We start from the raw sequence: 25,232 nt of genomic DNA, 5'->3' as shown, positions 1-25,232 counted from the left end.
AGACCGGTGAGGACTTACTAAAACTTCAGTTGTTGCACCATCGCGATGATGGTGCCGTGAAGCGGGCCAAGGATAAGCTGCGGGACCAGCCCGAGCAGGAACATCAAAGCGATTGCAGGAGCCAGTGCCATGCGCTCGTTGCGGGAGAGATCCGGGAAGCTCGACCACTGGGGTGCAAGCGGCCCGGCAAAGACGTGCTGAATCACATTGAGGATGAACATCGCGGTCAGCAGCAGTCCAAGTACTGCAACCGAGGTGGCGGCGATGGCCAGTGGGAATGAGCCGCGGAAGATCAGGAACTCACCCACGAAACCGTTGAGGCCTGGCAGACCCAGCGAGGAAAACAACGCGATGCCCATCAGGCCCGCGAAGACCGGCGCAACCTTGCGCAGACCGCCGAAGTCCCTAAGACCACGGAGCCCATCACTGCGGCTCTCGATCAGGGCGATGAACCAGAAGATCGTCGCGGCCGTGAGGCCGTGGTTGAACATCTGGAACAACACACCGCTGAGTGCAGCCTGCTGCTGTGCGACATTTGCGGGATTCAATCCACCCGCGCCAGCCACCGCGAAGATCGCGAGCAGGCAATACGCGAGATGGTTGATCGACGAGTACGCGAAGATGCGCTTGAGATCCTTCTGCGCGAGCGCCGCGAAGCCCGACGAGACGATGGTGATCGCGGCCATCCACAGTAGCAGCGTGTGTGCGCTCTGCATCTGCACGCCGAAGATCGGCAGCAGCACGCGGAGGAAGCCATACAGCCCCATCTTCGACATTGCGCCGGTGAGCAGCGCGGTCGTTCCGCTCGGGGCCTCGCTGTACGCCTCGGGCAACCACGTGTGGAAGGGCATGATGGGCACCTTCACCGCGAAGCCGAGGAAGGCTCCAGCGAAAAGCAACATGCCGAAGCCGTGCAGCGTGAAGTGCTGGATATGCAGCGCAGCAAAGGTCTGCGGCATCAACGAGCCGGACTGTGCCAGTTGCGCGAGTGCCGTGAAGTCGAACTGCCCTGTTCCGAGATAGAGCGCCAGGAAGGTGAGCAACATGGCGACGCTTCCCACCATCGTGTACACGAGGAACTGTGTCGCTGCGGTGGAGCGACGCGTGCCACCCCAAAGCTTGATGAGGAAGAACGCTGGAACGAGGCTGAGCTCCCAGAACGTGAACCAGTGCACGAAGTTCAGCGCCGTGAACGCGCCGAAGAGACAAGCTTCGAGCAGGAGCACGAGAGCGTAGTAGAGCGGCACGCGATCCGAGATCTTCCATGACGCGCCCATGCCCAGCAGCGTCACAATGGCGCTAAGCAACAGCATCAGCAGGCCAAGACCATCAATGGCGAGACGATACTCGATGTTCAGCACCGGTACCCAGACGTGGCGCTCTTCAAACTGTAGCGCGCCCGAACTCGCGTCGAAGCCGTGCCAGAGGCACAGGACGCCGACAAGGGAGATCGCGCCGAAGACCACTGCGATCCAACGCGCGGAGTTCCTGCGTCGGCCTGCGAGCAGCGTAATGATCGCGCCGATTACAGGGATTGCCGTGAAGAAGCTGAGCCAGGGGAAGGAGGTGTTCATGCGCGCCTCCCAATCGTCCACAGCAGGAATGCGCCTAGCACGATCAACGCTGCGCCAATAGCGCGAAGATAGCCTTGCACCCTGCCAGCCTCCAGCATCGAGCCAAGCTTACCTCCCGAGGAGACCACCTCGCAGCCCTCGTCGAAGCCAGCGTTGATGCCGTTCGAATCGATGAAGCTATCCAGGTGTGCTATCCCCACCGTGATCATGGAGACCACCTTCACGAGGCCGCCCCAAAGGAACCGATCGAAGAGATCGGCCAGCACGGCGAGGAAGTCACTGAGCTTAACCAGCGTCGCTCGATAGAACGGTTCGATGTAGAAGGCGTTCTGAAGCAATGCGAAGAGTTGAGGCTGTGCCTGCTGCAGACGATCGGCCTCGGCAGCCACCGTGATGCGGCGGCGATGATAGATCGCCCAGCCAATCCCGATGCCGAGGAAGACCAGCGCAATCGAAACCAGCATCAGCGGAAGCGCATGCGTGAAAGCCGCAAAGCTCAAAGTCGCGGAACCGCCATCGAGGAAGCTCTGGAACCAGGGCCATGCCGCCGTGCCAGCGAAGCCGAGGAACACCGCGAAGAACGCCAGCAGGATCAGCGGGACGATCATCACCAGCGGGCTCTCATGCGGATGACGCTTGTGGTCCGCGCCATCGTGATGCGTTGCGTGGATTGCAACCGCCATCTCTGACTGCGAGAGCCGCAGCGGCCCGGCGAAGACGTATGCGATCTGCCGCGTCATATAGAAGGCAGTGAGCAGCGCACCGAAGGCGCCGAGGTAGAACGGGATGCGCGAGATGCTCCAGACGAAGGCCGCGCCGAGAATCTCATCCTTCGACCAGAACCCCGAGAACAGCGGGAAACCACAAAGCGCCAGCGTGCCCGCGGCATAGGCGTAGAACGTGATCTTCATGTACCCACGCAGGCCGCCCATCTTGCGGATGTCCTGCTCGCCGTCACAACCATGAATCACCGAGCCCGCTCCGAGGAACAAGAGCGCTTTGAAGAACGCATGCGTGATGAGGTGGAACATGCCAACGGAAACACCGCCGACGCCAATACCCATCATCATGTAGCCGAGCTGCGCAACCGTCGAATAGGCTAGGATGCGCTTCACATCAAACTGTGCCACCGCACATAGTGAACCGAAGACTGCCGTCAGCGCACCGGCCCAGGTGACCACTTCGAGCGCGAGCGTCGGTGTAAGTTCCGGCATGGGCAACGCATGCGCGCTGGCGATGGGGTAGATCCTGGCCATCAGGAAGACACCCGCAGCCACCATCGTTGCCGCATGAATGAGCGCGGAGACCGGCGTGGGGCCTTCCATCGCATCAGGGAGCCATACATGCAGCGGAAGCTGTCCGCTCTTGCCCACGGCACCGCAAAACAACAGCAGGGTGATCATCGTCGCCAGCGGCCAACCGAAAGCGGTGGTGTGTGCGACCAGCGAAGCGATCGCAGAGTGCTCGAGGCAGCCGGCGCCGCCATCGTAGAAGAGCAGCGTGCCGGTGTGGGCGTAGAGCCAGGACATACCAAGGAAGAAGCCGAGGTCACCGATGCGGGTGACCAGGAAGGCCTTCTTCGCGGCGGCCGCTGCGCTCGGCTTGAAGAACCAGAAGCCGATGAGCAGGTACGACGTGAGGCCCATGATCTCCCAGCACATGAAGAGCAGCAGCAGGGAGTTCGAGAGGACCACGCCCAGCATGGCGCCGGCGAAGAGCGCGAGGAAGCAGAAGAACCGCGCGAAGTTCTCGTCCTCATGCATGTAGCCGGTAGAGTAGATGAAAATCAGCGTGCCGACCAAGGTGACCATCACCAGCATCACTGCGGTCAGCGGATCCAGCATCCAGCCGAGCTTGAGGACATCGCTGCCGACCTGGAACCACGGCACGTTGAAGAACTGCTTCACGTCCGGGTGTCCCAGCGCCTCGAGGAAGGCTGCTATCGATAGCAGAAAGGCCACCACCATGGAGCCGATGGCGGCCGCGGCGGCGAAGCTGCGGTGCCGCTGCTTGGCGAGGGCGATGAGCCCGCCTGCCAGCAGCGGCAGCGCGGGTATCAGCCAGAGGTATCGAACGATCCAGGGTGTGTTCGTCATCGTGCGTGCGGTCCCGCTCGCTTATCCCTTGAGCGAGTCGATCTCATCGAGATCGGTGGTCTTGAAGTGGCGATAGACAGCAAGGATCAGGCCGAGGCCCACAGCAGCTTCCGCTGCGGCGATGCTGATCGAGAAGATGGCGAACATCGTTCCGGTGAGCGCTTCGGGATGTGTCCCGTAGCGCCAGAAGGCGATGAAGTTGAGGTTGGCGGCGTTGAGCATGAGCTCAATGCCCGCGAGCACCAGGATGGCGTTGCGCCGCGTGAGCGCCCCGGCCAGGCCGATGGAGAACAGGAACGCAGCGAGCAGCAGGTAGCCGTTCAACGGTGTCATCGCGCGTCTCCCTTCGTTACTGACTTGGCTCCGGACTTGTTCGAGAGCAACGGCATCGCCAGCACCACCGCGCCGATCAACGCCGCCGTCAGCAACAGACCCATGATCTCCAACGGGAAGGCATACCGCTGCATGAGCGCTTCACCGATCTGGGTGACGGTTGTCACCGGGGCAGGAGCGTCTGCTGCCGCGTGCTGTGTCTTGTCGCCAAGCACCGCCCATGCAAGCACCGTGAAGACTCCACCCGCAAGAACGAGGCCCGTGAGCCAGCTCTTCGAGAAGACCTCAGTGTGGTGATGGGCGCTGTCGCTGCGCGTCATCATGATGGCGAAGACCGCGAGGATCGCGACGGCGCCGACGTACACGATAATCTGCGTGAAACCGACGAACTGTGCATCGAGGCTAAGGTACAGAATCGCGAGGCTGACGAAGGCCAGAGCCAGTGCGAGGATGGCATGCACCGCGCTGCGAAACGCCATGGCTGCCGAAGCGCCAACGATAGCCAGAACCGCGAGGATGAGAAATAAGATCGTCATCGAATCACTCCGCGAACCGATACGTTCTGGTCTGCAACTTCTTCTCAGAGCGCAGGCCGCGGCTAAGCAGCGCGAACGGAATCACGAGCATCGCCGCGCAGACAAACCAGCGCACCGGCAGGCCCCCGGGCACGAAGCGCCATGCTGCAGCTACGAAAAGGTTGAGGATCGTCATGGGTAGCATGAACTTCCAGGCCAGACCCATCAGCTGATCCATGCGCAGGCGAGGCAGCGTGCCACGCACCCAGATGAAGCAGAAGATGAGCGTGAGCAGCTTCGCGAAGAACCAGATCCAGGAAGGAACCCACGCGAGGAACGAGAACGGTGCGGACCAACCGCCGAGGAAGAGCGTGATTGCCAGCGCGCTCGTGGCGAGCATGCCGAGGTACTCACCCGCGAAGAACAGCGCGAACTTGAAGCCCGAGTACTCGATGAAGTAGCCCGCGATGATCTCGCTCTCGCCTTCGGGCAGATCGAACGGGCAGCGGTTCGACTCGGCTGTCGCTGCGATCATGAAGAGGATGAAGCCCGCAAAGCCCCACGGCGTGAACACGTACCAGTGGGCGATGGTGCCGGTGTACTGCGCCTGCTTCGCCACGATATCGACCGTAGACAGCGAGCCCGCAGTCATGATGACCGAGATCGAGGCCAGCACCAGAGGCACTTCGTAGCTGATCATCTGCGCGACGGCCCGCATCGCGCCGAGCAGCGAGTATTTGCTGTGGCTCGACCAGCCCGCCATGAAGACGCCAAGCTCCACCATCGAACCCGCAGCGAAGAAGTACAGCACACCGGCGTCGAGGTTGGTGACGACCATGTTGCGCCCGACAGGCAGTACGGCGTAGCCAAGGAATGATGCGGCAACCAGAACCACCGGCGCAAGAAAGTGGACGATCTTGTCGGCGGCGCGCGGCACAAGATCTTCCTTGGTCAGCGATTTGATGCCATCGGCGGCAGGCTGAAAGAAACCGAAGGGGCCAACGCGATTCGGCCCAAGGCGGTTCTGCATGCGGCCGAGGCCTTTACGCTCGAAGACTGTCGTCAGCGCGAAGAGGCCAGCGAAGACCGCAACAACCGCAATGACCGAGATGATGGCCGAAACCAGCGGCTGCAGGATGGTCGGAAGGTGCGACACCACCGCGCCCTTCAGCACCACGAAGATCTGGTCTGCCTGCTCCACGATTCCTGTGTTCATACTAGCCATTGCTCTCCTTTGCAGGATCGTTGGCAGCGGGCTTATTTGCTGTGCTGGCCGTCACCTCAGGAGCAGCGGCAGGCTTCGCAACTGCGGGTGCTGCTGCGGCGGCGGCTGGAGCGGCAGGCTTGGGTGCGGCCTTCGCGCGCGCCGCAGCGAGTTCGGCATCCACGTTCGCGGCTTCGGTCGGGTGGATCTGGTGGTAGTACTCGTTGGACCTCGACAGCTTCTGCTTGTCCAGTACAAGATCGCCGAAGCGATCGGTAGCGAAGTATTCGAAGGCGTTGTCCATCTTGATCGCGTCGAAGGGGCAGACCTCGACGCAGATCTGGCAGCTCATGCAGACCGAGATATCGATATCGAAGCGCGCCGGATAGTTCTGCAGCTTGCCCACGGCGTCCGGCTTCTTATCGGTGCTCTTCTCGATGTAGATGCACTTCGGCGGGCATTCCTTTTCGCAGATCTGGCAGGAGACGCAGCGCATACCTGCGTGCCAGTCATCGCCATCGAATACGAGGAAGGGGAAGTTGCGGCTGGCCTCAATGCGTGGCAGCTTCTCCTCTGGATACTCGACGGTCGTCATCCGCTCTTCACTGGCATAGCTGCCCACGAAGTTGCGGGCTGTCTCCGCCAGACCCTTCAGAATTCCTGAACCGACCATACGACCTGTCCCCTTGCGTCGATCGCACGCTTCAGCGCGCGGACGCACAATCATTCAAAGCCAAACTCTGTAGCGCGACTCCGCCCACAGCGAAGCGCGTTGTTACTAGCGATCGACCTCGCCCAACACGATGTCGACTGAGCCCAGCGTGATCACCACGTCGGCCACATTTCTGCCGAGGCACATGTCCTCGAGCACGGTGAGGTTGATGAGGCTCGGCGGCCGCACGCGATAACGGTACGGGTTCGGCGAACCATCGCTGATGAGGTAATACCCAAGCTCGCCCTTCGGCGCTTCGATGCGGCCGTAGGCTTCGCCGGGCTTGGGACGGAAGTTGCGAACCTTCGTCTTGGGGTCCGTGAACGGACCTTCCGGAATGTCCTTCATCGCCTGCTCAAGGATCTTCAGGCTCTCTCGCATCTCGAGCAGACGCATCATGTAACGGTCATACACATCACCGTGATCGCCGAGCGGAACGCGGAAGCTGAAGCGGTCATAGATGCCGTACTTGTCGACCTTGCGCAGATCGTAGTTCACACCGGAAGCACGCAGCATCGGCCCGGTGATACCGGCGCTTATTGCTAGCTCTCGCGAAAGCACGCCAACGCCCTGCGTGCGGGCCATGATGATCTCGTTGCCGACCAGCAGCGTTTCGAACTCGTCAAGGAACTTCGGGAACGAGGCAACGACCTTCTTCGCCCAATCCAACCAGCCAGCGGGAAGATCGCAGCGGCAGCCGCCAAAGCGCATGTAGTTGCACATCATGCGTGCGCCAGTCAGCGCTTCGAAGAGGTCAAGGATCTTCTCGCGCTCGCGAAAGGCGTACATCAGCGGCGTGCCGCTGGCGCCCATATCCTGCATCAGGAAGCCAACCAGCGAGGCGTGGTTCTGCAGGCGCGTGAGCTCAGCCGTGATGACACGGATATACTCCGCACGCTCCGGCACCTCGATCCCCGCAAGCTTTTCAACCGCGAGGGCATAGCCCCAGTTGTTGGTCAGCGAGCAGAAGTAATCGAGCCGATCGGTATACGGCATGGAGCCGAGGTACGTCTCGTTCTCGGCGATCTTTTCATGATTGCGATGCAGGTACCCGAAGACGGGCTTCAGCTTGATGACGGTCTCGCCATCCAGCACCACGTTCATGCGGAAGACGCCATGCGTGGAGGGATGATGCGGCCCCATCGAAATTTCGAGGTACTGTGATCCCTCTTCAGAATCGAGCAGCATCGCGGCGGGCGGTAGCGTTGCGGTCGCGCTCATGCGTTATCCTCCGCCGGTCCGGACTCTGCGGGCGCCGCTGCCGGATAATGCGCCTTCGCGCGCGTCAGCACTTCGTCATGCGCGGTGGGTTCGTACTCATAGTCGTCCGGGTCGACATAGTCACGACGCATCGGCCAATCGGTGAACTCGTCCCACATCAGCAGCCGACGCAGATCAGGATGGCCTTCGAAGATCACGCCGTAGAGGTCATAAACCTCACGCTCCTGCAGATCGCACGAACGCCACACCGAGTAAAACGAAGGCACCTGCACGTTCTCACCACGGTCGCCGGTGCGGAGTCGCAGGATCACGGGGCCTGTGCCCAGGGTCATGGAGTAGAGGTGATAGACGACCTCGAGGTACGCTGGGGTGGTCCACTTGCGAACCTCGTCGACCAGCTTCTCCACAGGCCCATCGGGCCCTTCGACCATCTTCTTGACCTTCGTCTTCTCGGTCATCTCCCGCGACGGCCAGTCGATGCCGGTCACGTTGGAGCAGTAATCGAGCTTGAGCTCCGGCGCATCGCGCAGGAACATCGCCACCGCAAGCCCATGGGCGTTGTCGATCAGGAGCGAGTGCTGCGCTGAAACGCTGGGGTTCGTAATGATCTCGACGATCGCGCCGGGGACGTTTTTTTCAATCTCGAGTTTGAGGGCTGCAAGAGCTTCCAGAGTCATCGCTTATGCGCCCCCCGTCGCAGGAGGTACCGCGGGCTTGGCCGCTGCATGCACCGCCGGAGCGGGTTTGGGAGCCGCGCCGATCTGCACCAGCGGCGGATTCCACACTGTCGGATTCATCGGTGGCTCGAGATCATGCTCGCCGAACTTCGGTACGACGAACTCGCTGGGAAGGTCAGCATTCAGGTGGCGCGCGCGGCCTGCGCCGGTCAGCGCCTGCTCGTCGATCTTGCGCTGCAGCGCCATGAAGCCTTCGAGGAGAGCTTCGGGCCGCGGGGGGCAGCCGGGAATGTAGATGTCGACGGGGATGTAGCGGTCGATGCCCTTCAACACGTTGTAGCCCTGCTTGAACGGGCCTCCCGAGATGGCGCAAGCGCCCATCGAGATCACGTACTTCGGTTCGGGCATTTGATTGTAGAGGCGTACGACCTGCGGCGCCATCTTCTTCGTAATCGTGCCCGCGACGATCATCAGGTCAGCCTGGCGCGGCGAGGGCCGGAAGACCTCCGCGCCGAAACGTGCGAGGTCATAACGCGCCATCGTGGTCGCGATCATCTCGATCGCGCAGCACGCCAGGCCGAAGTTCAAAGGCCAGATCGAGCTTCGACGACCCCAGTTGTAAAGCTCTTCCAGAGTGGTGGCAATCACACCCTGACTTCTGAGCTCGTGCTTCAGTGCTTGATCCATGGAAGATCCCGGTTGCTCATGCAGCAGTTAAGACAACGCCTGGCGTCCCACCGCCGTGGCAAATGACGACGACAAAACACTACGACCACGTAAGAACGCCCTTTTGCCAGGCCCATGCAAGGCCTTCCACCAGCAGAAGGATGAAGACGAACATGGCAAGGCACTCGCCTGCACCCAGCCGTGTAAAGGCTGTAGCGAAGGGCAACAAGAAGACGACTTCAACATCGAAGACGAGGAAGATGATTGCGTAAAGGTAGTAGCCCGGCTTGAACTGCACCCAGGCATCACCGTGGGTTTCCAGGCCGCATTCGTAGATGGCGTTCTTTTCCTGGCCCGGCTTGTTCGGCGAATACAGGCGGGCCCACAGCCACGCCATCGCCAGCGGTCCAAGCGCGAAGCCGAGGCCTCCAGCCAGCAACACAACGATCGGTAAGTAAGGACCAGCGAACACTAGGAAAGCCTCTCGCTACGACGACAACACCGTACCAGATTCCTCGACGGAGCTGGGAATAGAAAGTGATGCGGCGCACAGCTGTTCGTTCAGGTTGAAGTGGAGGCAACACCTACCTGTGGCGCTACAATCGGGCCATCGAGCAGCAGGCAGGCATGGAAGCAGTTGCAGCGCGGACATTTGTCCTCGCGGAGAGGCAAAGTGTCTTCAGTCCCGATCGGGCCCGCATCCGGAATCAAGGACCCTCTGCTGCATCAGCAGTGGTTCGCACTCGCATGGTCGGAGGAAGTGGCTCGCGGCCAGCTCCTGCCCCGCGTCCTGCTCGCGCGCGATGTCGTGCTCTGGCGCGCCGATGACGGCAGCATCCACGCGTGGCAGGATCTTTGCATCCACCGCGGTGCGAAGCTGTCCCTGGGCAGTGTGAGACAGGACTGCGTGGTCTGCCCCTACCACGGGTGGGAGTACGACCGCTCCGGCGCGTGCGTAAAGATCCCGGCACAACCGCACCTGCCTCCGCCCATCAAGGCGCGGGCGCAGACCTTCCACACCCGCGAGCGTTACGGCGCGATCTGGGTCTGCCTCGGGCAGCCGGGCGCCGGCGTCCCGCACTTCGGCATGGGAGACGATCCAGACTTCCGCCTCGTAGCCGCAGGACCGTACCGCTTCCGCGCGCTGGGACCGCGGCTCATCGAGAACTTCCTCGACGTCGCGCACCTCGGCATCGTGCACACCGAGCTGCTCGGCGATTCGCAGCATACGGAGATCGAAGACTACGAGGTCGGGCGCGGGACGGACCAGAACGGTGCTGGTCCCGAAGCCACCGCCATCCGCATATGGCAGCCCGATCCCGACGGTACCGGCGTCCCCGCGCTGGTCACCTATCGCTACTGGGTCGGCGCTCCTCTGACGGCCGGACTCGAGAAGGTTAGCGGTGAGGATTCCCCAGCCAGCACGCGGCGGTTCGGCCTCTTCACGCAGGTCGTGCCCATCGACGACGAGCACTGCGAGATGCGCATGATCATCGCGATGAACTACGGCCACGACGTTCCTGCAGAGGAGATTCGCTCCTTCCAGGACAAGGTCGCCTACCAGGACAAGGCCATCGTGGAATCGCAACACCCGGAGCTGCTGCCGCTCGATCTCCAGGCCGAGCTCCACCTCCGCAGCGATCGCATGGCCATTGCGTATCGCAAGTGGCTCACCGAGATCGGGATGACCTATGGCACGGAGTGAGCTGCGCAGTGGGACTCAGCTGCCGTGGTTCACCGCCGGGGACCTCGACGGCTTCTTCGGTCTGTTCTTCTCCGGCTTTCCGGACCTGCTGCTGATCGTCGGCCTCGCCCCGCTCTGTGGCCTGCCGATGAGCCTCGTCACCGGGCGCATCCTTCCCGGAGTTGCGATCAGCGTGCTCGCGGGTAATCTCTTCTACGCCTGGCAGGCGCGGCGGCTGGCAGAGCGCGAAGGCCGCGACGACGTCACCGCGATCCCCTTCGGCGTCAACACACCCACCATCTTCGCGTACGTCTTCCTCATCATGGCGCCAATCTACGCGCGCACCCACGACGCCACGCTGGCATGGCATGCAGGCATCTTCGCGAGCTTGATCAGCGGCATCGTGCAGACGCTCGGGGCCTTCGGCACGGACCGGCTGCGCCGCTCGACGCCGCGGGCCGCGCTGCTGGCTCCGCTGGCCGGCCTCGCCCTCGCCTACCTTTGCCTCGGCTTCGTGCTGGGTGTGTTTCAACAGGCGGCCATCGCGCTGACGCCCATGTTGGTGCTCTTCGCCCTCTATGGTTCGCGAATGAAGCTGCCCTTTCGGATACCGCCTGCGATGGTCGCCATCGGCCTCGGGGCCTCTCTGGTCGCGGTGTTGCGCGCGCTGCATCTCTACGACGCAGCAGCACCTCCGGTAACGACTCCCGGACTCTACCTGCCTCACGCAGTCAACGTCTTCGCGCTACTCCTGCAGCGGAGATGGTGGAGCTACCTTGCCGTCATCCTGCCACTCGCGGCCCTCGACACGCTCGGTTCCCTGATGATCCTCGAGAGCATCAAATTGGAAGGCGACGACTACGCGACGATGCCCTCGCTTGCCATGAATGGCCTCGGCACCCTGGCCGCCGCCCTGCTCGGCAGCCCCTTTCCCACGACCATCTACCTCGGCCACGCCGCGCACAAGGCCAACGGCGCACGCTCCGGATACTCCGCGCTCAACGGCATTGTCACGTTGGTTCTATGCACGACCGGCGTGCTGCCGTGGGTGTTGCACTTCGTCCCACTCGAGGTCACCGCACCGGTGATCGTCTGGTTTGGCCTCATCACGGTGGGGCAGGCGTTCTCGACCGTGCCCCGCCAGCAGACCGTCGCGGTCGCCATGGGTCTCATCCCGGCGCTGGCACAATGGGCTACCACCCTGGCGGATACCATCGCGCGCAAGGCTGGCTCTTCGCTCTTTGCCCTCGCGCCAAAGTTCGACGTCCCGGGTAGCGACCTCGCCCTCGGCGGATTGATCGCGCTCGGCCAGGGCTCGTTGTTGACCTCAATGCTGTGGGCCGCAGCCCTGGCGCTGATCGTCTCGCGGCGATTCGTCGCAGCCGCTGGCTGGCTCGCCATCGCTGCGCTGCTGGCGGGCTTTGGCGTGATCCACGCCTACACCCTCACGCCCGAAGGCGTGGAGAGCCATATCGCCTGGAATGCCGCTCCGACCTTCGCGTTCAGCTACGCCGCAGGGGCCGTCGTCTTGCTCGCATGCGCATGGTGGTCGCGACACTCGATCCAGCCGAGCGACGCGTCTCCGCTCGCAGAGTAACGGCGCGAGCCTGGCTGGCTGGAACTTCCAGGCGAGCCCCGAATTGCCGACATGAGCATGTCCCGCCAGTCGAGGAGCGCAGGCGCAATTTGAAGGCAGGTCACTCTGCTGCAACGTCTTATCGGGGGCTCGCCCCAACTCGCTCCAGCCTGCAGGACCCTCCACGTGGCGAAAAGAAGGATTCCTAGTCAGTTCTGCCAGCGCCTTCCTGGAGCAGCCTGCCGTCGTCCCGGCACGTCACCCACGTGCCGCGGTACACTCGCTTTCGCGTGCCGAACCATCGTCCGACTGAAGGCCTGAACTACGTCTTGTTTGCAGCGACCGCCTTTGGCGTGGTCCTCCCGGGGACCGTGCTGCCCCAGCTGCTCGCCCGCTGGTCCTTCAACGACCGGCAGGCCGGCATCCTGCTGTTCCTGTCCTTCGTTAGCTCCAGCGTGGGAGCGGTCATAGCGCGTGGCAAACTCCCCCGCGCTGTCTCCCTCGGATTTCTCGCAATGGGTATTGGCCTCTTCGGCCTGCGCGTGGCCTCGGCTTCCGGAGCCTTTGCCGCGATCACCCTCATGGGCGGCGGCATGGGCGCGGCCATGACAGCGATCAGCCTCATGCAGTCGCGCCAACATGCGGCCACCCGTTCCGCGGAGCTTTCACGGCTCAACCTCATCTGGTCGGTAGGCGCCTGCTTTGCCCCGTCCATCCTGCTGCGCGGAGGCGCCCACTGGGGCCTTAACGCGATGCTCGTTGCCAGCGGCGTGGTCTTCACGATCTTCGCCACCGCGGCCACTCTGGTGTTGCAGGAAGTCAACGCCTCCGCACCCGTGATTCAAACGGATCTGGCGACTGACGTGGCCCTTGCGCCAGTGAGATCGACAGAAAGCCACGCTCGGCTTGTCCGCCAAGCAGCCTGGACCGGCATCGCGCTGCTCGTCGTGATCCCCATGTCCACCGGCGTCGAGAGCAGCCTCGGCGGCTGGCTCACCACCTACAGCCGCCGCTCCGGCCTCGCATCAAACGGAACACTGGACACGATCACCTGCCTTTGGCTCGGGCTGCTGCTGGGAAGGCTGGTGCACTCCTTCCCGCGGGTCGCTGCGCTCGGAGAAAAGCGCGTCCTGGCGACCGCACCCGCGCTGCTCAGCGCAGCCATCGGCGCGATCCTCGTGGTCCACACCGGTTGGAGCATGTCCTTGAGCGCCTTGGTCGCCGGCTTTGCGCTGGGCCCTGTCTATCCGTTGGCGCTGGCCATGTGGTTGGAGCACGGCGAGCGCGGCAATCTCGCGTTCCTGGTCGCAGGCTGCGGCTCGTCTGCCCTGCCGTTGCTCACAGGCATCGTTTCCAACGCGACGCACTCTCTCACACGCGGCCTTTACGTCTCCCTGGCGGGCGGCTGCGTGATGCTCCTCGGCGCAGCCGCGACGGCACTCCTTGCACCGCCGCGAAATCTCTCCCCAGGCTAAGCCGGCTACGTCTTCTTCTTCGCGGCAGAAGCCTTCGCCGTAGACTCGCGCTCGATCAGCTCCGGCTCGATGCGCGTGAGCTCCGCGGTCTTCGTCCCCTTGATCTTCTCCAGCAGAAGAGACGCCGCTGCTGCTCCCATCTGCTGCAGCGGCTGCCGGATTGTCGTCAGGCGCGGCGTGTAGAACTCCGCCGCGAGGATGTCGTCGAATCCCACGACCGAGACGTCGTCCGGAACGCGAAGGCCCGCATCGGCCAGCGCACGAATCACGCCAAAGGCCGCAACGTCGTTGAAGCACAGCACAGCGGTGAAGTCCTTCCGGCGCATCAGCAGCTGCTGCATGCGCTCGTAGCCCAGCTCCGGCGAGTGGCTGTCGCGATCCAGACTCATGACCAGCTCCGGCGCAATCGTCAGCCCCAGCGAGCGTGCGACGTGCAGCGTCGCCTCCCACCGCGCACGCGAGTCCGAGCTGAACTCCTGGCCCCGCATGTACACAATCCGCCGATGCCCGAGCCGATACAGGTGGCCCAAGGCAAGCTCCGCGCCACGCTCGTGATCCAGCACCACGTTCGCCACGCCCGCCAACGGAGCGTGCGCTGCGATCGTCACCGCCGGGCACGAGGGAGGCTTATCCAGATGCGTATCGATGAACAGCAGCCCCTCAGTACCGCGCGAGATCAGCAGTCCCGGATACTCGTCCACCAGGTCCACCTTGTGCCGATGATGCGCCGTGAGAAAGAAGTAGCCGTTCTTCATCAGCACATCGGCCGCGCCCTCCAGAACCTGCGAGTGGTAGCCGTTGCCGATCTCCGGCAGAAGCAGCCCGATGGTGAAGGTGCGGCTACCCTGCAGCGAGCGGGCAATGTGGCTCGGCTTGTAGCCGAACTTCTTCGCCGCCTCACGCACTCGTTCTCGCGTGCGCTCCGGAATGGAGCGGTTGGGGGCGTTGTTCAGTACGAAGGAGACGGTCGCAGGACTCAGATCCAGATACTCGGCGAGCATCTTGAGACTTACGGGCCGGTTGGCTTCGCCGGGTTTGGCTTCTGCAGCGGGTTTGCGAGGCATGGACGCTGTCAGTCTAGTCCAAGCGAAAACCCCGCTCCAAGCTGTCTTATTCCGCGAACACCCACGATAGGCATATGTCGCGACGCCTTCAGGCGTTGCAAAAGCGTGCACCTCGAGGGACAGTCCGAAAGGACCGCAGGATTCGTCAAGACAAATACTCTGTATCCCCTGCCCTCGAAATCTCGAGACAAACGCTTGTTTCGTGAGATATCGTTGTCCGCAATGAAAGTCAGGTTGTCCTTGTCTGTCTTTGGCCTGGCGTTTGCCGCCCAGGCCCAGACCCCGGATCTCGGCCCCAACGTCACCATTTTCTCTCCTGCGACGCCACGCGCCGAGATGCAGAAGAAGGTCGACGAAACCTATGCCCTCGAGCGCCATAACGAGTTCGGCGCAGAGCGGCATGCCATCTTCTTCCTTCCCGGGGACTACCACCTGAACCTCCCCGTCGGCTTCTACACCGAGGTCGCCGGTCTCGGTGCGACCCCTGACGCGACCCACCTGACTGGGGACATCTACGCGGAACCCGCAAGCCGCGACAACAACGCCACGACGACATTCTGGCGCTCCATCGAAAATCTCGCCGTCACGCCCTCCAATGACCTCATGGAGTGGGCGGTCTCCCAGGCAGCGCCCATGCGACGCCTGCACGTGATGGGCTCACTCACGCTGCATGTGCACCAGGGCTGGGCCTCCGGCGGCTGGATCTCAGACACCGTTGTGGATGGCCGGGTCGACTCTGGCCCGCAGCAGCAATGGATCTCACGCAACACCGAGTGGAAGAGCTGGACGGGCTCAAACTGGAACATGGTCTTCGTGGGAGCAATGCAGGCGCCACGCGGCGATTGGCCCAACCCGGCCTTTACGCGCGTTGACCGCACGCCGCTCGAGCTCGAGAAGCCCTATCTCGTGGCCGACGATGCCATGCACTGGCGGATCGTCGTGCCGTCGCTCGCAAAGAACACGATCGGTACCAGCTGGTACCACCGGAACACCGCGTCAGCTCGCAGCATACCGTTCTCCGACGTCTACATCGCGAGCTCCGACCACGACAGCGCAGCTTCGATGAACGCTCAGCTCGCTGCCGGAAAGAGTCTGCTGCTCACCCCCGGCAACTATGAGCTCACCGAACCACTGCGCGTCATGCATCCGAACACCGTCGTCCTCGGCCTCGGCTTTGCCACGCTGAAGCCAACGCACGGAACCGCTGCCATCGAGACCGCCGATGTTGATGGCATCGACATCGCAGGCCTGCTCATCGATGCAGGCCTGCAGCAGTCCCCTGTTCTTGTGCAGGTCGGCCCGAGGAACAGCAACGGCCAACACGGCGACCATCCGATTGCGCTGCATGATGTCTTCTTCCGTGTTGGCGGCGCCGGGGCAGGCAGCGCCGACGTCAACCTCGAGATCAACAGCCACGGCACTATCATCGATCACACCTGGATCTGGCGCGCCGATCACGGTAAAGGCGTTGGCTGGACGCAGAACCTCAGCAATACCGGTCTGCTCGTGAACGGCGACGACGTGACCGTCTACGGTCTCTTCGTCGAGCATCACCAGCGCTTCCAGGTCCAGTGGAACGGTGAGCGTGGCCGCACCTACTTCTACCAGTCGGAGATCCCTTACGACCCACCGACTCAGGCGGCGTACACCAGCGCTTCCGGGGTGGAGGGCTGGGCAGCGTATAAGGTTGCGGATGCAGTGAAACAACACGAGGCGTGGGGCGTGGGCGTGTACAGCGTCTTTCACAACCCCGATGTCTTCCTCACCCATGCCTTCGAGGTGCCAAAGACGCCGGGCGTGCGCTTCCATGACATGGTGACTGTATGCCTGCTGACCAACGGCGGTCTCCGTCACATCATCGATGACACCGGTGAGCCTACCAAGTGTGCTCCAGGGCGAATCGATCCGAAGCTGACAGAGTTTCCGACTGCGCAATGAAGCAGCGATGCTCAGAGTGGTAAAGCTCTTTGTCGTTCGTTCTTCGTTGTTAGTTCTTAGCTTGCGAGTCGCCGGAGTGTGGCGCAAGGTACAGAGGGCCGATCGTGAGATGCGTCACTCACCGCATTCCGCCGACAACCAAGAACGAAGGGCTAAGAGCTCGCCTTACGGTTTCTCCTCGAACGTAGCGTGCTCCGTAGCCACTGAGGAGTCGCCCACCCACACATCGAACGTGCCGGTTCCCTCGTGCCACCCATGATCCGAGGCGCTCCAGTAGCGGAGATCCGCGGCATTGACGGGAATCGTCACAGCTCGCGTCTCACCGGGCTGCAACGTCACACGCTCAAAGCCCTTGAGCTCCCGCACCGGCCTCGCCGACAGGCCTGCGCGCTGATGCACGTAAAGCTGTACAACCTGGTCTCCTGCAACACCGCTCTCGTTGTGCAGCGTCACCGTGGCCTTCAGTGAGCCTCCAGCATGCAGATACTCATCCGATAACTTCAGCCCACCTACAGTTATCTTCGAGTAACTCAGACCATAGCCAAACGGATACAACGGAGCGTTCGATCCATCCCAGTACATGGTGTCGCGGTCATTGGGAATCTGGCTCAGCGTGGGGTTGTAGTACAGCGGCTCCTGTCCCACACTGCGTGGCCAGGTCACAGGAAGCTTACCTCCGGGATTCGCATCGCCGAACAGCAGGTCTGCCACCGCGTTGCCACCCTCGGTTCCCGGATACCATGCATCCAGAATCGCGGGCACATGCTGCGAAGCCCATGGGATCGTCAACGGCCGGCCCGCCAGCAACACCAGCACCACCGGCTTGCCGGTGGCTACCGCAGCTTCGAGCAGTCGCTCCTGGTCACCCGGCAAATCCAGTGACTCACGCGAGGCGCGCTCGCCATTCATGCTCTGCAACTCGCCCATTACCAGCACGGCAACATCACTACGCTTGATGGTGGAGATCGCCTCCGCGAAGGCCGCGTCCTTCTGCTGCTGCGTGATCAACGTCGGCTTGGGGCTCGCAAACTGCGGATCGAAGATGGAATCATTGCCGCGCTCCAGTTCCACGCCTCTGGCGAAGCGCACCTCAACGCTGCTACCAACCTTCGCTCTAAGGCCTTCGAGAATCGTCACCGTGTCGTCGTAGTGACCGGCGAGACTCCATGAGCCCATGGTGTCGGCCTTCGAATCCGCCAGCGCACCAACGACCGCGATAGACCTGACATCGCGCTTCAGCGGCAGGGCGCCATTCTCATTACGCAGGAGAACAGCCGTGCGCTCAGCCGCGAGCTTCGCCGCATGACGTTGCTCTGGCGACACCAGCTCTCGCTCCGCAGCACCTTCCGGTGCATAGGGATGCTGGAAGAGCCCCAGCTTGTACTTCGCTTCGAGGATGCGGCGAACGGCAGTGTCGATCGTAGCCGCACTCACCTTGCCAGACTTCACGTCGGCCTCGAGGTAGTTGAGGTAGTCGTGCGATGTCATCTCCATGTCGACGCCTGCATTCACCGCACGTGCGGCTGCATCGGCGGCGTCGGCGGCGTAACCGTGCGTGACCAGATTCGGTACCGTCTCCCAGTCGCTGACGACAAAACCCTTGAAGCCCCACTGCTTGCGCAATACATCGTTCAACAACCAGGCATTGGCACTGGCGGGAACTCCGTTGAGGTTCATGTATGCCGCCATGAAGGTCTCCGCGCCTGCCTGCTCTGCGGCATGAAATGGCGGCAGGTAGAGGTTCCACAAAAGGTTATCGCTGATCTCCGACTCGTCGTAATCGCGGCCACCGGATGTCGCACCGTACCCTGCAAAATGCTTCACGCTCGCCATAATGCTGTCCGGAGCGCCAAGCTTCTTCCCCTGAAAGCCGATCACCTCTGCGGCGGCCATCTTCGAACCCAGGTACGGATCTTCGCCGGCGCCCTCCATGATGCGACCCCAGCGGGCATCGCGCGCGATGTCCACCATGGGCCCGAAGGCGAAGCGCACGCCCACCGCGCTCGCCTCGCGAGCCGCCATATGTTGCGCCATTTCGGCGACGGACGGATCCCATGAGGCGGCCATCGCCAGCGGAATCGGGTAGATCGTTCGATAGCCATGCACCACATCGAAGCCAAAGACCAGCGGGATATGCAGCCGCGTCTCCTCGACAGCAATGTGCTGCAGCCGATCGATCTCCTGCGGATCGCGCATGAACAGGAACGACCCCACCTGCTCCCTGCGGACGCTCTCTTCATGCGAGATCACCGGCGGAGCATGCCGCGCGATCTGCGACATCTGCCCGATCTTCTCCGCAAGCGTCATCTTCGCCATCAGCCCGGCGACAAAGCGGTGCATCGCCGCGTCGCTGTCCTGCGGCGCCTGTGCGCGCAGCGATGGCACGACAAGGCAGACCGCTAGCGTTGCAAGAGGAATCGAATGCGAAGATCCGAGCCTACAGCCGGCCCGGGTGAGGCTGCGAAAAAGGCGCATGAAGTGCCGCAACTCCGTAAAGGAGAATCGAAAAGCCTCCCCATGAGGCAACACGAGTACGGCGGTTGTCAACTAAAACTGTTGCGAAAATTGTCTAGACAATCGGTTGTCTCGAGATAATCGCTCAAGCTCGAACAAAATCGAAAGATACGCGGTGTGTGCCGCAGGAACTGCTGAAGGTTCGATGATAAGAAAACAGGTGCTGCCCACGCGCCCAAAGCACGAGGACAACACCTGTTCTGTCCTACGGTTTCCGGTACCTGCTACTTCGCGTTGAGATCGGCGGTCGCGATCTTCAGGATTTCCACCTCGCGTTCGATCGCCGCCGCCGTGCGGACGATCTGCGCATCGACGATCGGCCAGTCCTTCTGCTCGATCGCCTCACGCACCGCAGGCAGGGTCTTCACGCCATAGCCGGTGTAGAAGCCAGGCGCGTAGACCATGTTCTCGAACCACGGACGATTCGGCAGGCCCTTAGCGTCAGTCAACGCATGCTCAGCCTTGATCAGCTCAAGGTTTACATCGTTGCCTGCCGTGGCGCCGTGTGCCGTAAAGGCCTTCTCGTAGGCGGCCGCGGCAGCCGTCAGATCATCCGACGCCTGGTCCAGCGGAGCGAAGTTGAAGTACGGCGGAACCACGTCGACCGGCGGAGGAACGCTGATCTTCTTCGGATCCGCCGCCGCCGTGTAGGCGCCCATCGCGATGTTCTCGTTACGCTCCTTGATCTGCGCGCGCATCGTGGTTGCAAGCCGCTCAATCTCGCCGACATAGCCCTTGTAGGTCTCGGCCTGGTCGGTGAACTGGTACGGGATCACGTCCGCGTCGGCCAGCCGCATCATCATGGTGCCGCCGGTCTGCGCGAGGGCCTTGCCATAAGCAAAGTCCGTGTCCTGGAAGTGCGTGTACCAGTAGAAGTCGTCGTAGATGGAGTGATACTGGCCGCCGCCCTCATCCTCGCCACCGTAGCCGATGTTCAGGCTGGGTACGCCGAGGTGGTCGATGAAGCCAGAGTAGTCGGAGCCGGAACCGAGCGCACCGATGCGGGTATCTGCACGGTTGCGATCGCCCGCTCCGCCTTCTCCACCCTCGCCACCACGACCCGAGCGAACCCGCGCCGCCAGCGAGGCACGTTGCCATACGGGCATGTGCGTCTCGGGATCTTCCACGTCCTTCACCACGCCATTGACGAAGTTCTCCAGCGAGTGGGAACCTTCCGCGCGGAAGAAGCCACGGCCGTTGCCATCGGAGTTCACATAGGCGACAGCGTGCTCCTTCAGCTCCTTGGCGTGGAACTCGGACCACTCCGTCGAGCCCAGCAGCGCCGGCTCTTCGCCGTCCCACCATGCGTAGATGATGGTGCGCGACGGCCTCCAGCCTTGCTTCAACAGCTCACCCAGGCCACGCGCTTCTTCCAGCTCGGGACTCGCGCCTGAGATAGGATCGCCCGCACCATTCACCCAGCCATCGTGGTGGTTCCCGCGGATCACCCACTGCTCGGGATGCGCCGCACCGGGGATCGTCGCGATGACATCATAGAGCGGCTTGCGATCCCAGTTGAACGACACCGCGAAGTGCGCCTTCACTACGCTCGGGCCGGTCCTGTATGTGATCGGCAGACCGCCGCGCCACGCATCGGGAACCGTCTGGCCACCGAGCGCCTGCAGGAACGGGAGCGCATCAGCATACGAGATCGGCATCACCGGAACCTTGGTGATGGTCTGCACCTTGTCGAGCGGGATCAGACCGGTGGTGCCTTTTTTCGCACCAACACCCGGCGACTGCGGATCGCCCGGGTACACCGGCATGTCCATCACCGAACCACGCTGCGCTCCATCGGCAGGACGCATCGGGCCATCCGGGAACGTGCCACCGCGCACATAACCGTCATCCTTCGGGTCGGAGAAGATGAGGCAAGCCACTGCACCATGCTCAGCCGCGAGCTTCGGCTTGATGCCTCGCCACGTCTGGCCGTAACGCGCCAGCACGATCGCACCCTTCACCGAGATACCCATCCGCGCGAGCTCCTCGTAGTCCGCAGGGGCACCGTAGTTCACGTAAATCAGCGGGGCAGTAACATCGCCGTCCTTGGAATAAGCGTTGTAAGTGGGCAGCTGCTCGTCGTGCTGATTGGAGGTCGGATCGACAGCGATCGTCGGCTCTTCGAGCTTCGCCGTGAATGGCTTATCGCCCAGCAACTCGAGCTTGCGGGACTTCGGAGTCGGGAACAATGCCTCGAACTCCTCGATCTTTGCATCGAGGCCGAAGGACTTCAGCTGAGCGACCAGCCACTCGGCATTGTCCTTGTCATAGGGCGAGCCTACGTGGTGCGGGCGCGCGGCGAGGCGACGCATGTTCTCGCGCAGACGATCCTGCTCGGGAATGGCACGGAACTTCTTCTCCCAGTCGACCTCGGAGGTCGAATGCTCAGCGGAATATCCGCGAAGGGGAGCAGGCTGCATTGGCCCGACGGCATACGAAGCCATGGACAACGTGAGAAGCAAAGCACTGTACTTACGCATAACAACTCCTGAATGACTGCAACTGCCTTGTTAGAAGAAAGGACGTGTTACTTCAAGATCGAAAGAGCGATAAGAAGGGCGTTCTGCGGTCCCTTGTAGGAGTCGGTGACGTCATCGGTCTCGTTGAGCGAGTGCGCGCCGGCATCCTTGCCACCGCCGCCGATGGTGATCGCAGGAATGCCGAGGTGCATGGGCACATTGGAGTCTGACGAGCCTGCGCCATAACTCGCGTCGCCGAAGCCGAGAGCCTTGATCGATGCGGTCGCGGTCTTGACGATGGGCGAATCCAGCGGCGTCTCACCGGCCGGTCGGATACCCAGCGTCTCCATCTTCACCGTGATCTTGCCCTTACCCCAGCGAGCGTTCTCGTCATCGACGCCCTTCTGCACCGCAGCCTTGAACTTCGCGTCCATCTCATCCAGCGACTTCACATCCGGCGAGCGCTCATCGAACTCGAACCACGCCTCAAACGGAATCGCGTTGACCGAAGTACCACCGCCAACGACGCCTTCGTTGAAGGTTGTGCGCGGATCCTTCGGAGGAACGATCTGGTCGATGTAGGTGATCGCACGGCCCATCGCTGCAATCGGATTCACCAGACCAAAGGCGCCGTAGCTGTGACCACCGGGGCCCATGAACGTGACCTTGTAGCGATAGCTGCCCACGCCGCCGTTGCTTACACGGTCGGCCTCACCTGGCTCAATCGAGATGAAGTCGTCGATCTGGCCCCTCATCGTCGTGCCGAACAGCTCCTTCATGCCCCGAAGATCGCCCAGACCCTCTTCGCCGACATCGGCGACGAAAGTGATGGTGCCGGCGGTCTTCAACGAGTGCTTCTGCATGGCATTGATCACCGAGAGCAGCGCTGCAAGCCCACGGCAGTCATCGCCGATACCGGGTCCCTTGAGCACATTGCCGGTGCGCGTCACATGCACGTCCGTGCCCTCTGGGAAGACCGTATCGAGGTGCGCGGCCATCACCAGGTGAGGCGTCGCAGCCGCACCCTGGCGGTCGCCGAGAACGTTCCCAGCCTTGTCGATGCGGACATTCTGCAGGCCAGCAGCTTTGAAGAGCTTCGCCAGCTCCGCACCCTTCTTATCTTCCTTGAACGGAGGAGCAGGAATCTCGCAGAGGCGGATCTGCTCGTCGACAAAGTGAGGCTCAGTCTCTTTGATCGTTGCCATCGCCTTCTGAACATCTGGCCGGGCCAGAATCTCGGAGGGCGTCTGCGCAGCGGCAGACGACGCGAAGGCGAAAAGGGGGGCGACGACAGCACAGCAACCGGCCGCAAGAACGCGGCGGGAGGCTGGCTTCGGACGTGCTGGGAACATGCGGAACTCCGGGAATCCCGGCGAGATCGGCGAGCCGCAGATGGGCTCTTCCGTCATCACGCCAGGGACGAGACAGGCTGGAAGACTCGTTGCGGGAGCGTGAGGATTTGAAGCGACTGCACCTCGCGCCGGCGAAGAGCACTGCAGAGGACACGGCGGCGCGGAAGCAGAGCGGTTCAGCTCACAACTGCCCTTGGTTGAGAGGTACCGGTTGCGTGGTACCGCATGTATCGCGATAGCATCGGTTGTAATCACTGTTTCATCGAGTGTCAACCTGCTCTCCTGCGCGAAGCACCTGCGCCGGTGCGGTATTCGCGAGGCGTTCCTCGCGCCACATCCGTGCCGGATCAGCTTTGCCGTACCCATCGGCGCATAACCACGAGGATTTTCTTTATGAAGCGTCTGCTTGCCTGCAGTGCCCTGCTTGCCCTTGCTCCCGCCGTCTGGGCGCAGTCTTCCGTTTCAGCTCACAAGGAGCTGAAGGCGATCGTCGATGAACACGCGCAGCAATGGAAGGACGTCTCCAAACAGGTGTGGGACTACGCGGAGATGGGTTACCACGAGAACAAGAGTTCGACCCTGCTGCAGCAACAGCTGAAGGCCGCGGGCTTCAGCATTCAAGCGGGTGTTGCGGACGAACCCACCGGTTTCATTGCCAGCTATGGCTCGGGCAAGCCGGTAATCGCCATCCTGGGCGAATTTGACGCGCTCCCCGGCCTCTCACAGAAGGCCGTGCCGGATCGTGATCCCGTCGTCGACGGCGCTCCCGGACACGGCTGCGGACACAACCTGCTCGGCGCCGGCGCCGCGCTCGCGGTCGTCTCCGTGAAGCAGTACATGGCCGAGCATCACATCGCCGGCACCCTGCGCTTCTACGGCACACCGGCCGAAGAGGGCGGTTCGGGCAAGGTCTACATGGTGCGCGACGGCCTCTTCAAGGACGTCGACGTCGTGCTGCAGTGGCATCCCGGCAACTCCAACACGGTAGCGAACGGCGGCGCGCTCGCCGTCGATTCCGCCAAGTTCACCTTCCACGGTGTAGCCGCGCACGCCGCCATGTCGCCGGACCGCGGGCGATCAGCGCTGGATGCAGTGATGCTCATGGGCACAGGCCTCGAGTACATGCGCGAGCACGTACCCGCCACCACCCGAATTCACTACATCATCAGCAAGGGCGGCGCCGCACCGAACATCGTCCCCGACCTCGCCCAGATGGACCTGATGGCGCGCAGCCCCTTCAACCAGACGCTCGCCGGCGTATGGGCGCGCATCCTCGACGTGGCGAAGGGAGCAGCCCTGATGACCGGTACCACCCTCGAGGTGACCGACATCGGCAGCGACGCGAACATCATCCCCAACGACGCCCTTGCCCCGGTTGCCCAAAAGAACCTCGAAGAAGTGGGCGGCTACACCATGACACCCGACCAGAAGGCATTCGCGATTGAGCTGCGGAAGTCGCTGAATGCAGAAAGCATCCCGTCGCTCGATGTCACCGAGAAGGTCCAGCCGCTGCGCACCTACGATCCGAATCAGCCCTCCGCCTCAACCGACGTAGGCGATGTGAGTTGGAACGTTCCGACGATCGGATTCTCGACCGCGACGTTTGTTCCGGGCGTGGCGGCGCACAGCTGGCAGGCCGCAGCGTCGGCAGGCATGAGCATCGGGCAGACGGGTATGGTCATTGCGTCCAAGGCATTGGCTCTTACTGCGATTGATCTCTTCACGACACCGCAGCTGGTGTCCGACGCCAAGGCAGACTTCGACAAACAACTGGCCGGAAAGACCTATAGTTCGCCGATTCCCGCGGGTCAGAAGCCTCTGATCAACTATCGCGGCAAGTAGCTAAAAGCAAAAAAGATAGGGGGCGAAGCACAAGATGCTTCGCCCTTTTCCATGCCCTGAAATAGCACATATCAGTGAAAGGAAAACCCTCAAATGAGTTGCGTGAGGAGCAAGATCATAGTACATTCACCTCATCGTCACAAAGCAGTTTTCTTCGACTGAAGTCCGAAGTGTATCCACTTCTCCGGACGATCGGCACAGCGCCATATTTTTCCGCTGAGGGCGCGGTGTCGAAACTTTTGTAGTCGATGTAGCTGGCTTTCTCGTTCAAAGACTGACCGCTTCACAAACAAGCAGTTCGTATTCCCGCTGTCTCACTTTTTCACCACA

General features: G+C 62.2%; 19 protein-coding genes. 5 read left to right on the top strand and 14 right to left on the bottom strand.

What is annotated here, in order from left to right; genetic code table 11:
* Positions 1–17 precede the first annotated feature (17 nt).
* The 10 genes from C4S68_RS06590 to C4S68_RS06545 all read right to left on the bottom strand — a co-directional run bounded on the left by C4S68_RS06590 (position 18) and on the right by C4S68_RS06545 (position 9,470).
* A complete protein-coding gene (locus C4S68_RS06590; RefSeq protein ID WP_103932277.1) occupies positions 18–1,574 on the bottom strand; it encodes a complex I subunit 4 family protein in 1,557 nt (518 codons plus the stop codon).
* On the bottom strand, positions 1,571–3,670 hold the full coding sequence (gene nuoL / locus C4S68_RS06585) for an NADH-quinone oxidoreductase subunit L (protein WP_103932276.1): 2,100 nt from the start codon (positions 3,668–3,670) through the stop codon (positions 1,571–1,573). The genes C4S68_RS06590 and nuoL overlap by 4 nt, the downstream gene beginning before the upstream one ends.
* Before the next feature lie 21 nt (positions 3,671–3,691).
* The gene (gene nuoK, locus C4S68_RS06580; protein WP_103932275.1) at positions 3,692–4,003 is read right to left on the bottom strand and encodes an NADH-quinone oxidoreductase subunit NuoK; all 312 of its coding nucleotides are present in this window, start codon (positions 4,001–4,003) and stop codon (positions 3,692–3,694) included.
* Complete coding sequence (locus C4S68_RS06575) at positions 4,000–4,539, bottom strand: NADH-quinone oxidoreductase subunit J family protein (RefSeq protein ID WP_200821501.1); 540 nt, start codon at positions 4,537–4,539, stop codon at positions 4,000–4,002. Before C4S68_RS06575 ends, nuoK begins: the two co-directional genes overlap by 4 nt.
* A 4-nt stretch (positions 4,540–4,543) precedes the next feature.
* Positions 4,544–5,734: an NADH-quinone oxidoreductase subunit NuoH gene (gene nuoH, locus C4S68_RS06570; RefSeq protein WP_103932274.1), complete on the bottom strand. Its 1,191-nt coding sequence runs from the start codon at positions 5,732–5,734 to the stop codon at positions 4,544–4,546.
* Position 5,735: 1 nt separating this feature from the next.
* On the bottom strand, positions 5,736–6,395 hold the full coding sequence (locus tag C4S68_RS06565) for a 4Fe-4S dicluster domain-containing protein (protein WP_103932273.1): 660 nt from the start codon (positions 6,393–6,395) through the stop codon (positions 5,736–5,738).
* A 105-nt stretch (positions 6,396–6,500) separates the two neighbouring features.
* On the bottom strand, positions 6,501–7,655 hold the full coding sequence (locus C4S68_RS06560) for an NADH-quinone oxidoreductase subunit D (RefSeq protein ID WP_103932272.1): 1,155 nt from the start codon (positions 7,653–7,655) through the stop codon (positions 6,501–6,503).
* On the bottom strand, positions 7,652–8,332 hold the full coding sequence (locus C4S68_RS06555) for an NADH-quinone oxidoreductase subunit C (protein WP_103932271.1): 681 nt from the start codon (positions 8,330–8,332) through the stop codon (positions 7,652–7,654). Before C4S68_RS06555 ends, C4S68_RS06560 begins: the two co-directional genes overlap by 4 nt.
* Positions 8,333–8,335: 3 nt before the next feature.
* Complete coding sequence (locus C4S68_RS06550) at positions 8,336–9,019, bottom strand: NADH-quinone oxidoreductase subunit B (RefSeq protein ID WP_103932270.1); 684 nt, start codon at positions 9,017–9,019, stop codon at positions 8,336–8,338.
* Between the two features lie 79 nt (positions 9,020–9,098).
* Positions 9,099–9,470 carry an NADH-quinone oxidoreductase subunit A gene (locus tag C4S68_RS06545; protein ID WP_235011425.1) on the bottom strand — a complete coding sequence of 124 codons (372 nt, stop codon included), beginning with the start codon at positions 9,468–9,470 and terminating at the stop codon, positions 9,099–9,101.
* A 201-nt stretch (positions 9,471–9,671) separates the two neighbouring features.
* On the opposite strand from C4S68_RS06545, the gene C4S68_RS06540 reads away from it, so the two are divergent.
* The 3 genes from C4S68_RS06540 (at position 9,672) to C4S68_RS06530 (ending at position 13,733) form a co-directional block, all read left to right on the top strand.
* The gene (locus C4S68_RS06540) at positions 9,672–10,703 is read left to right on the top strand and encodes an aromatic ring-hydroxylating oxygenase subunit alpha (protein ID WP_200821500.1); all 1,032 of its coding nucleotides are present in this window, start codon (positions 9,672–9,674) and stop codon (positions 10,701–10,703) included.
* Positions 10,690–12,279 carry a permease gene (locus tag C4S68_RS06535; RefSeq protein WP_103932269.1) on the top strand — a complete coding sequence of 530 codons (1,590 nt, stop codon included), beginning with the start codon at positions 10,690–10,692 and terminating at the stop codon, positions 12,277–12,279. Before C4S68_RS06540 ends, C4S68_RS06535 begins: the two co-directional genes overlap by 14 nt.
* Before the next feature lie 269 nt (positions 12,280–12,548).
* Complete coding sequence (locus C4S68_RS06530) at positions 12,549–13,733, top strand: MFS transporter (RefSeq protein WP_160115041.1); 1,185 nt, start codon at positions 12,549–12,551, stop codon at positions 13,731–13,733.
* A gap of 5 nt (positions 13,734–13,738) precedes the next feature.
* On the opposite strand, the gene C4S68_RS06525 is transcribed toward C4S68_RS06530, so the two are convergent.
* A complete protein-coding gene (locus C4S68_RS06525; protein WP_235011424.1) occupies positions 13,739–14,797 on the bottom strand; it encodes a LacI family DNA-binding transcriptional regulator in 1,059 nt (352 codons plus the stop codon).
* A 234-nt stretch (positions 14,798–15,031) separates the two neighbouring features.
* Here C4S68_RS06525 and C4S68_RS06520 point away from each other — a divergent pair, with 234 nt between their 5' ends.
* The gene (locus C4S68_RS06520) at positions 15,032–16,735 is read left to right on the top strand and encodes a coagulation factor 5/8 type domain-containing protein (RefSeq protein ID WP_146072050.1); all 1,704 of its coding nucleotides are present in this window, start codon (positions 15,032–15,034) and stop codon (positions 16,733–16,735) included.
* A 165-nt stretch (positions 16,736–16,900) separates the two neighbouring features.
* Here C4S68_RS06520 and bglX read toward each other — a convergent pair whose 3' ends face one another.
* The 3 genes from bglX to C4S68_RS06505 form a co-directional block, all read right to left on the bottom strand.
* The gene (gene bglX, locus C4S68_RS06515; RefSeq protein ID WP_103932266.1) at positions 16,901–19,210 is read right to left on the bottom strand and encodes a beta-glucosidase BglX; all 2,310 of its coding nucleotides are present in this window, start codon (positions 19,208–19,210) and stop codon (positions 16,901–16,903) included.
* A gap of 263 nt (positions 19,211–19,473) precedes the next feature.
* Positions 19,474–21,729 carry a transferrin receptor-like dimerization domain-containing protein gene (locus C4S68_RS06510; RefSeq protein ID WP_103932265.1) on the bottom strand — a complete coding sequence of 752 codons (2,256 nt, stop codon included), beginning with the start codon at positions 21,727–21,729 and terminating at the stop codon, positions 19,474–19,476.
* A gap of 47 nt (positions 21,730–21,776) precedes the next feature.
* Positions 21,777–22,913 (bottom strand): M20/M25/M40 family metallo-hydrolase, encoded by a 1,137-nt coding sequence (locus tag C4S68_RS06505; protein WP_160115040.1) that lies wholly within the window; start codon positions 22,911–22,913, stop codon positions 21,777–21,779.
* Positions 22,914–23,453: 540 nt separating this feature from the next.
* On the opposite strand from C4S68_RS06505, the gene C4S68_RS06500 reads away from it, so the two are divergent.
* A complete protein-coding gene (locus C4S68_RS06500) occupies positions 23,454–24,902 on the top strand; it encodes an amidohydrolase (RefSeq protein WP_103932263.1) in 1,449 nt (482 codons plus the stop codon).
* Positions 24,903–25,232: the final 330 nt, after the last annotated feature.

It is taken from the genome of Bryocella elongata (assembly GCF_900108185.1).
GTDB lineage: Bacteria > Acidobacteriota > Terriglobia > Terriglobales > Acidobacteriaceae > Granulicella > Granulicella elongata.
The sequence above is the reverse complement of the archived record's forward strand: the minus strand, read 5'-3'. Positions and strand labels throughout refer to the sequence as shown.

What these genes read in the sequence shown, in the direction of transcription:
- C4S68_RS06590 (WP_103932277.1), bottom strand. Translation starts at nt 1,574, where the DNA reads ATGAACACCTCCTTCCCCTGGCTCAGCTTCTTCACGGCAATCCCTGTA.
- nuoL (WP_103932276.1), bottom strand. Translation starts at nt 3,670, where the DNA reads ATGACGAACACACCCTGGATCGTTCGATACCTCTGGCTGATACCCGCG.
- nuoK (WP_103932275.1), bottom strand. Translation starts at nt 4,003, where the DNA reads ATGACACCGTTGAACGGCTACCTGCTGCTCGCTGCGTTCCTGTTCTCC.
- C4S68_RS06575 (WP_200821501.1), bottom strand. Translation starts at nt 4,539, where the DNA reads ATGACGATCTTATTTCTCATCCTCGCGGTTCTGGCTATCGTTGGCGCT.
- nuoH (WP_103932274.1), bottom strand. Translation starts at nt 5,734, where the DNA reads ATGAACACAGGAATCGTGGAGCAGGCAGACCAGATCTTCGTGGTGCTG.
- C4S68_RS06565 (WP_103932273.1), bottom strand. Translation starts at nt 6,395, where the DNA reads ATGGTCGGTTCAGGAATTCTGAAGGGTCTGGCGGAGACAGCCCGCAAC.
- C4S68_RS06560 (WP_103932272.1), bottom strand. Translation starts at nt 7,655, where the DNA reads ATGAGCGCGACCGCAACGCTACCGCCCGCCGCGATGCTGCTCGATTCT.
- C4S68_RS06555 (WP_103932271.1), bottom strand. Translation starts at nt 8,332, where the DNA reads ATGACTCTGGAAGCTCTTGCAGCCCTCAAACTCGAGATTGAAAAAAAC.
- C4S68_RS06550 (WP_103932270.1), bottom strand. Translation starts at nt 9,019, where the DNA reads ATGGATCAAGCACTGAAGCACGAGCTCAGAAGTCAGGGTGTGATTGCC.
- C4S68_RS06535 (WP_103932269.1), top strand. Translation starts at nt 10,690, where the DNA reads ATGGCACGGAGTGAGCTGCGCAGTGGGACTCAGCTGCCGTGGTTCACC.
- C4S68_RS06525 (WP_235011424.1), bottom strand. Translation starts at nt 14,797, where the DNA reads ATGCCTCGCAAACCCGCTGCAGAAGCCAAACCCGGCGAAGCCAACCGG.
- bglX (WP_103932266.1), bottom strand. Translation starts at nt 19,210, where the DNA reads ATGCGCCTTTTTCGCAGCCTCACCCGGGCCGGCTGTAGGCTCGGATCT.
- C4S68_RS06510 (WP_103932265.1), bottom strand. Translation starts at nt 21,729, where the DNA reads ATGCGTAAGTACAGTGCTTTGCTTCTCACGTTGTCCATGGCTTCGTAT.
- C4S68_RS06505 (WP_160115040.1), bottom strand. Translation starts at nt 22,913, where the DNA reads ATGGCAACGATCAAAGAGACTGAGCCTCACTTTGTCGACGAGCAGATC.
- C4S68_RS06500 (WP_103932263.1), top strand. Translation starts at nt 23,454, where the DNA reads ATGAAGCGTCTGCTTGCCTGCAGTGCCCTGCTTGCCCTTGCTCCCGCC.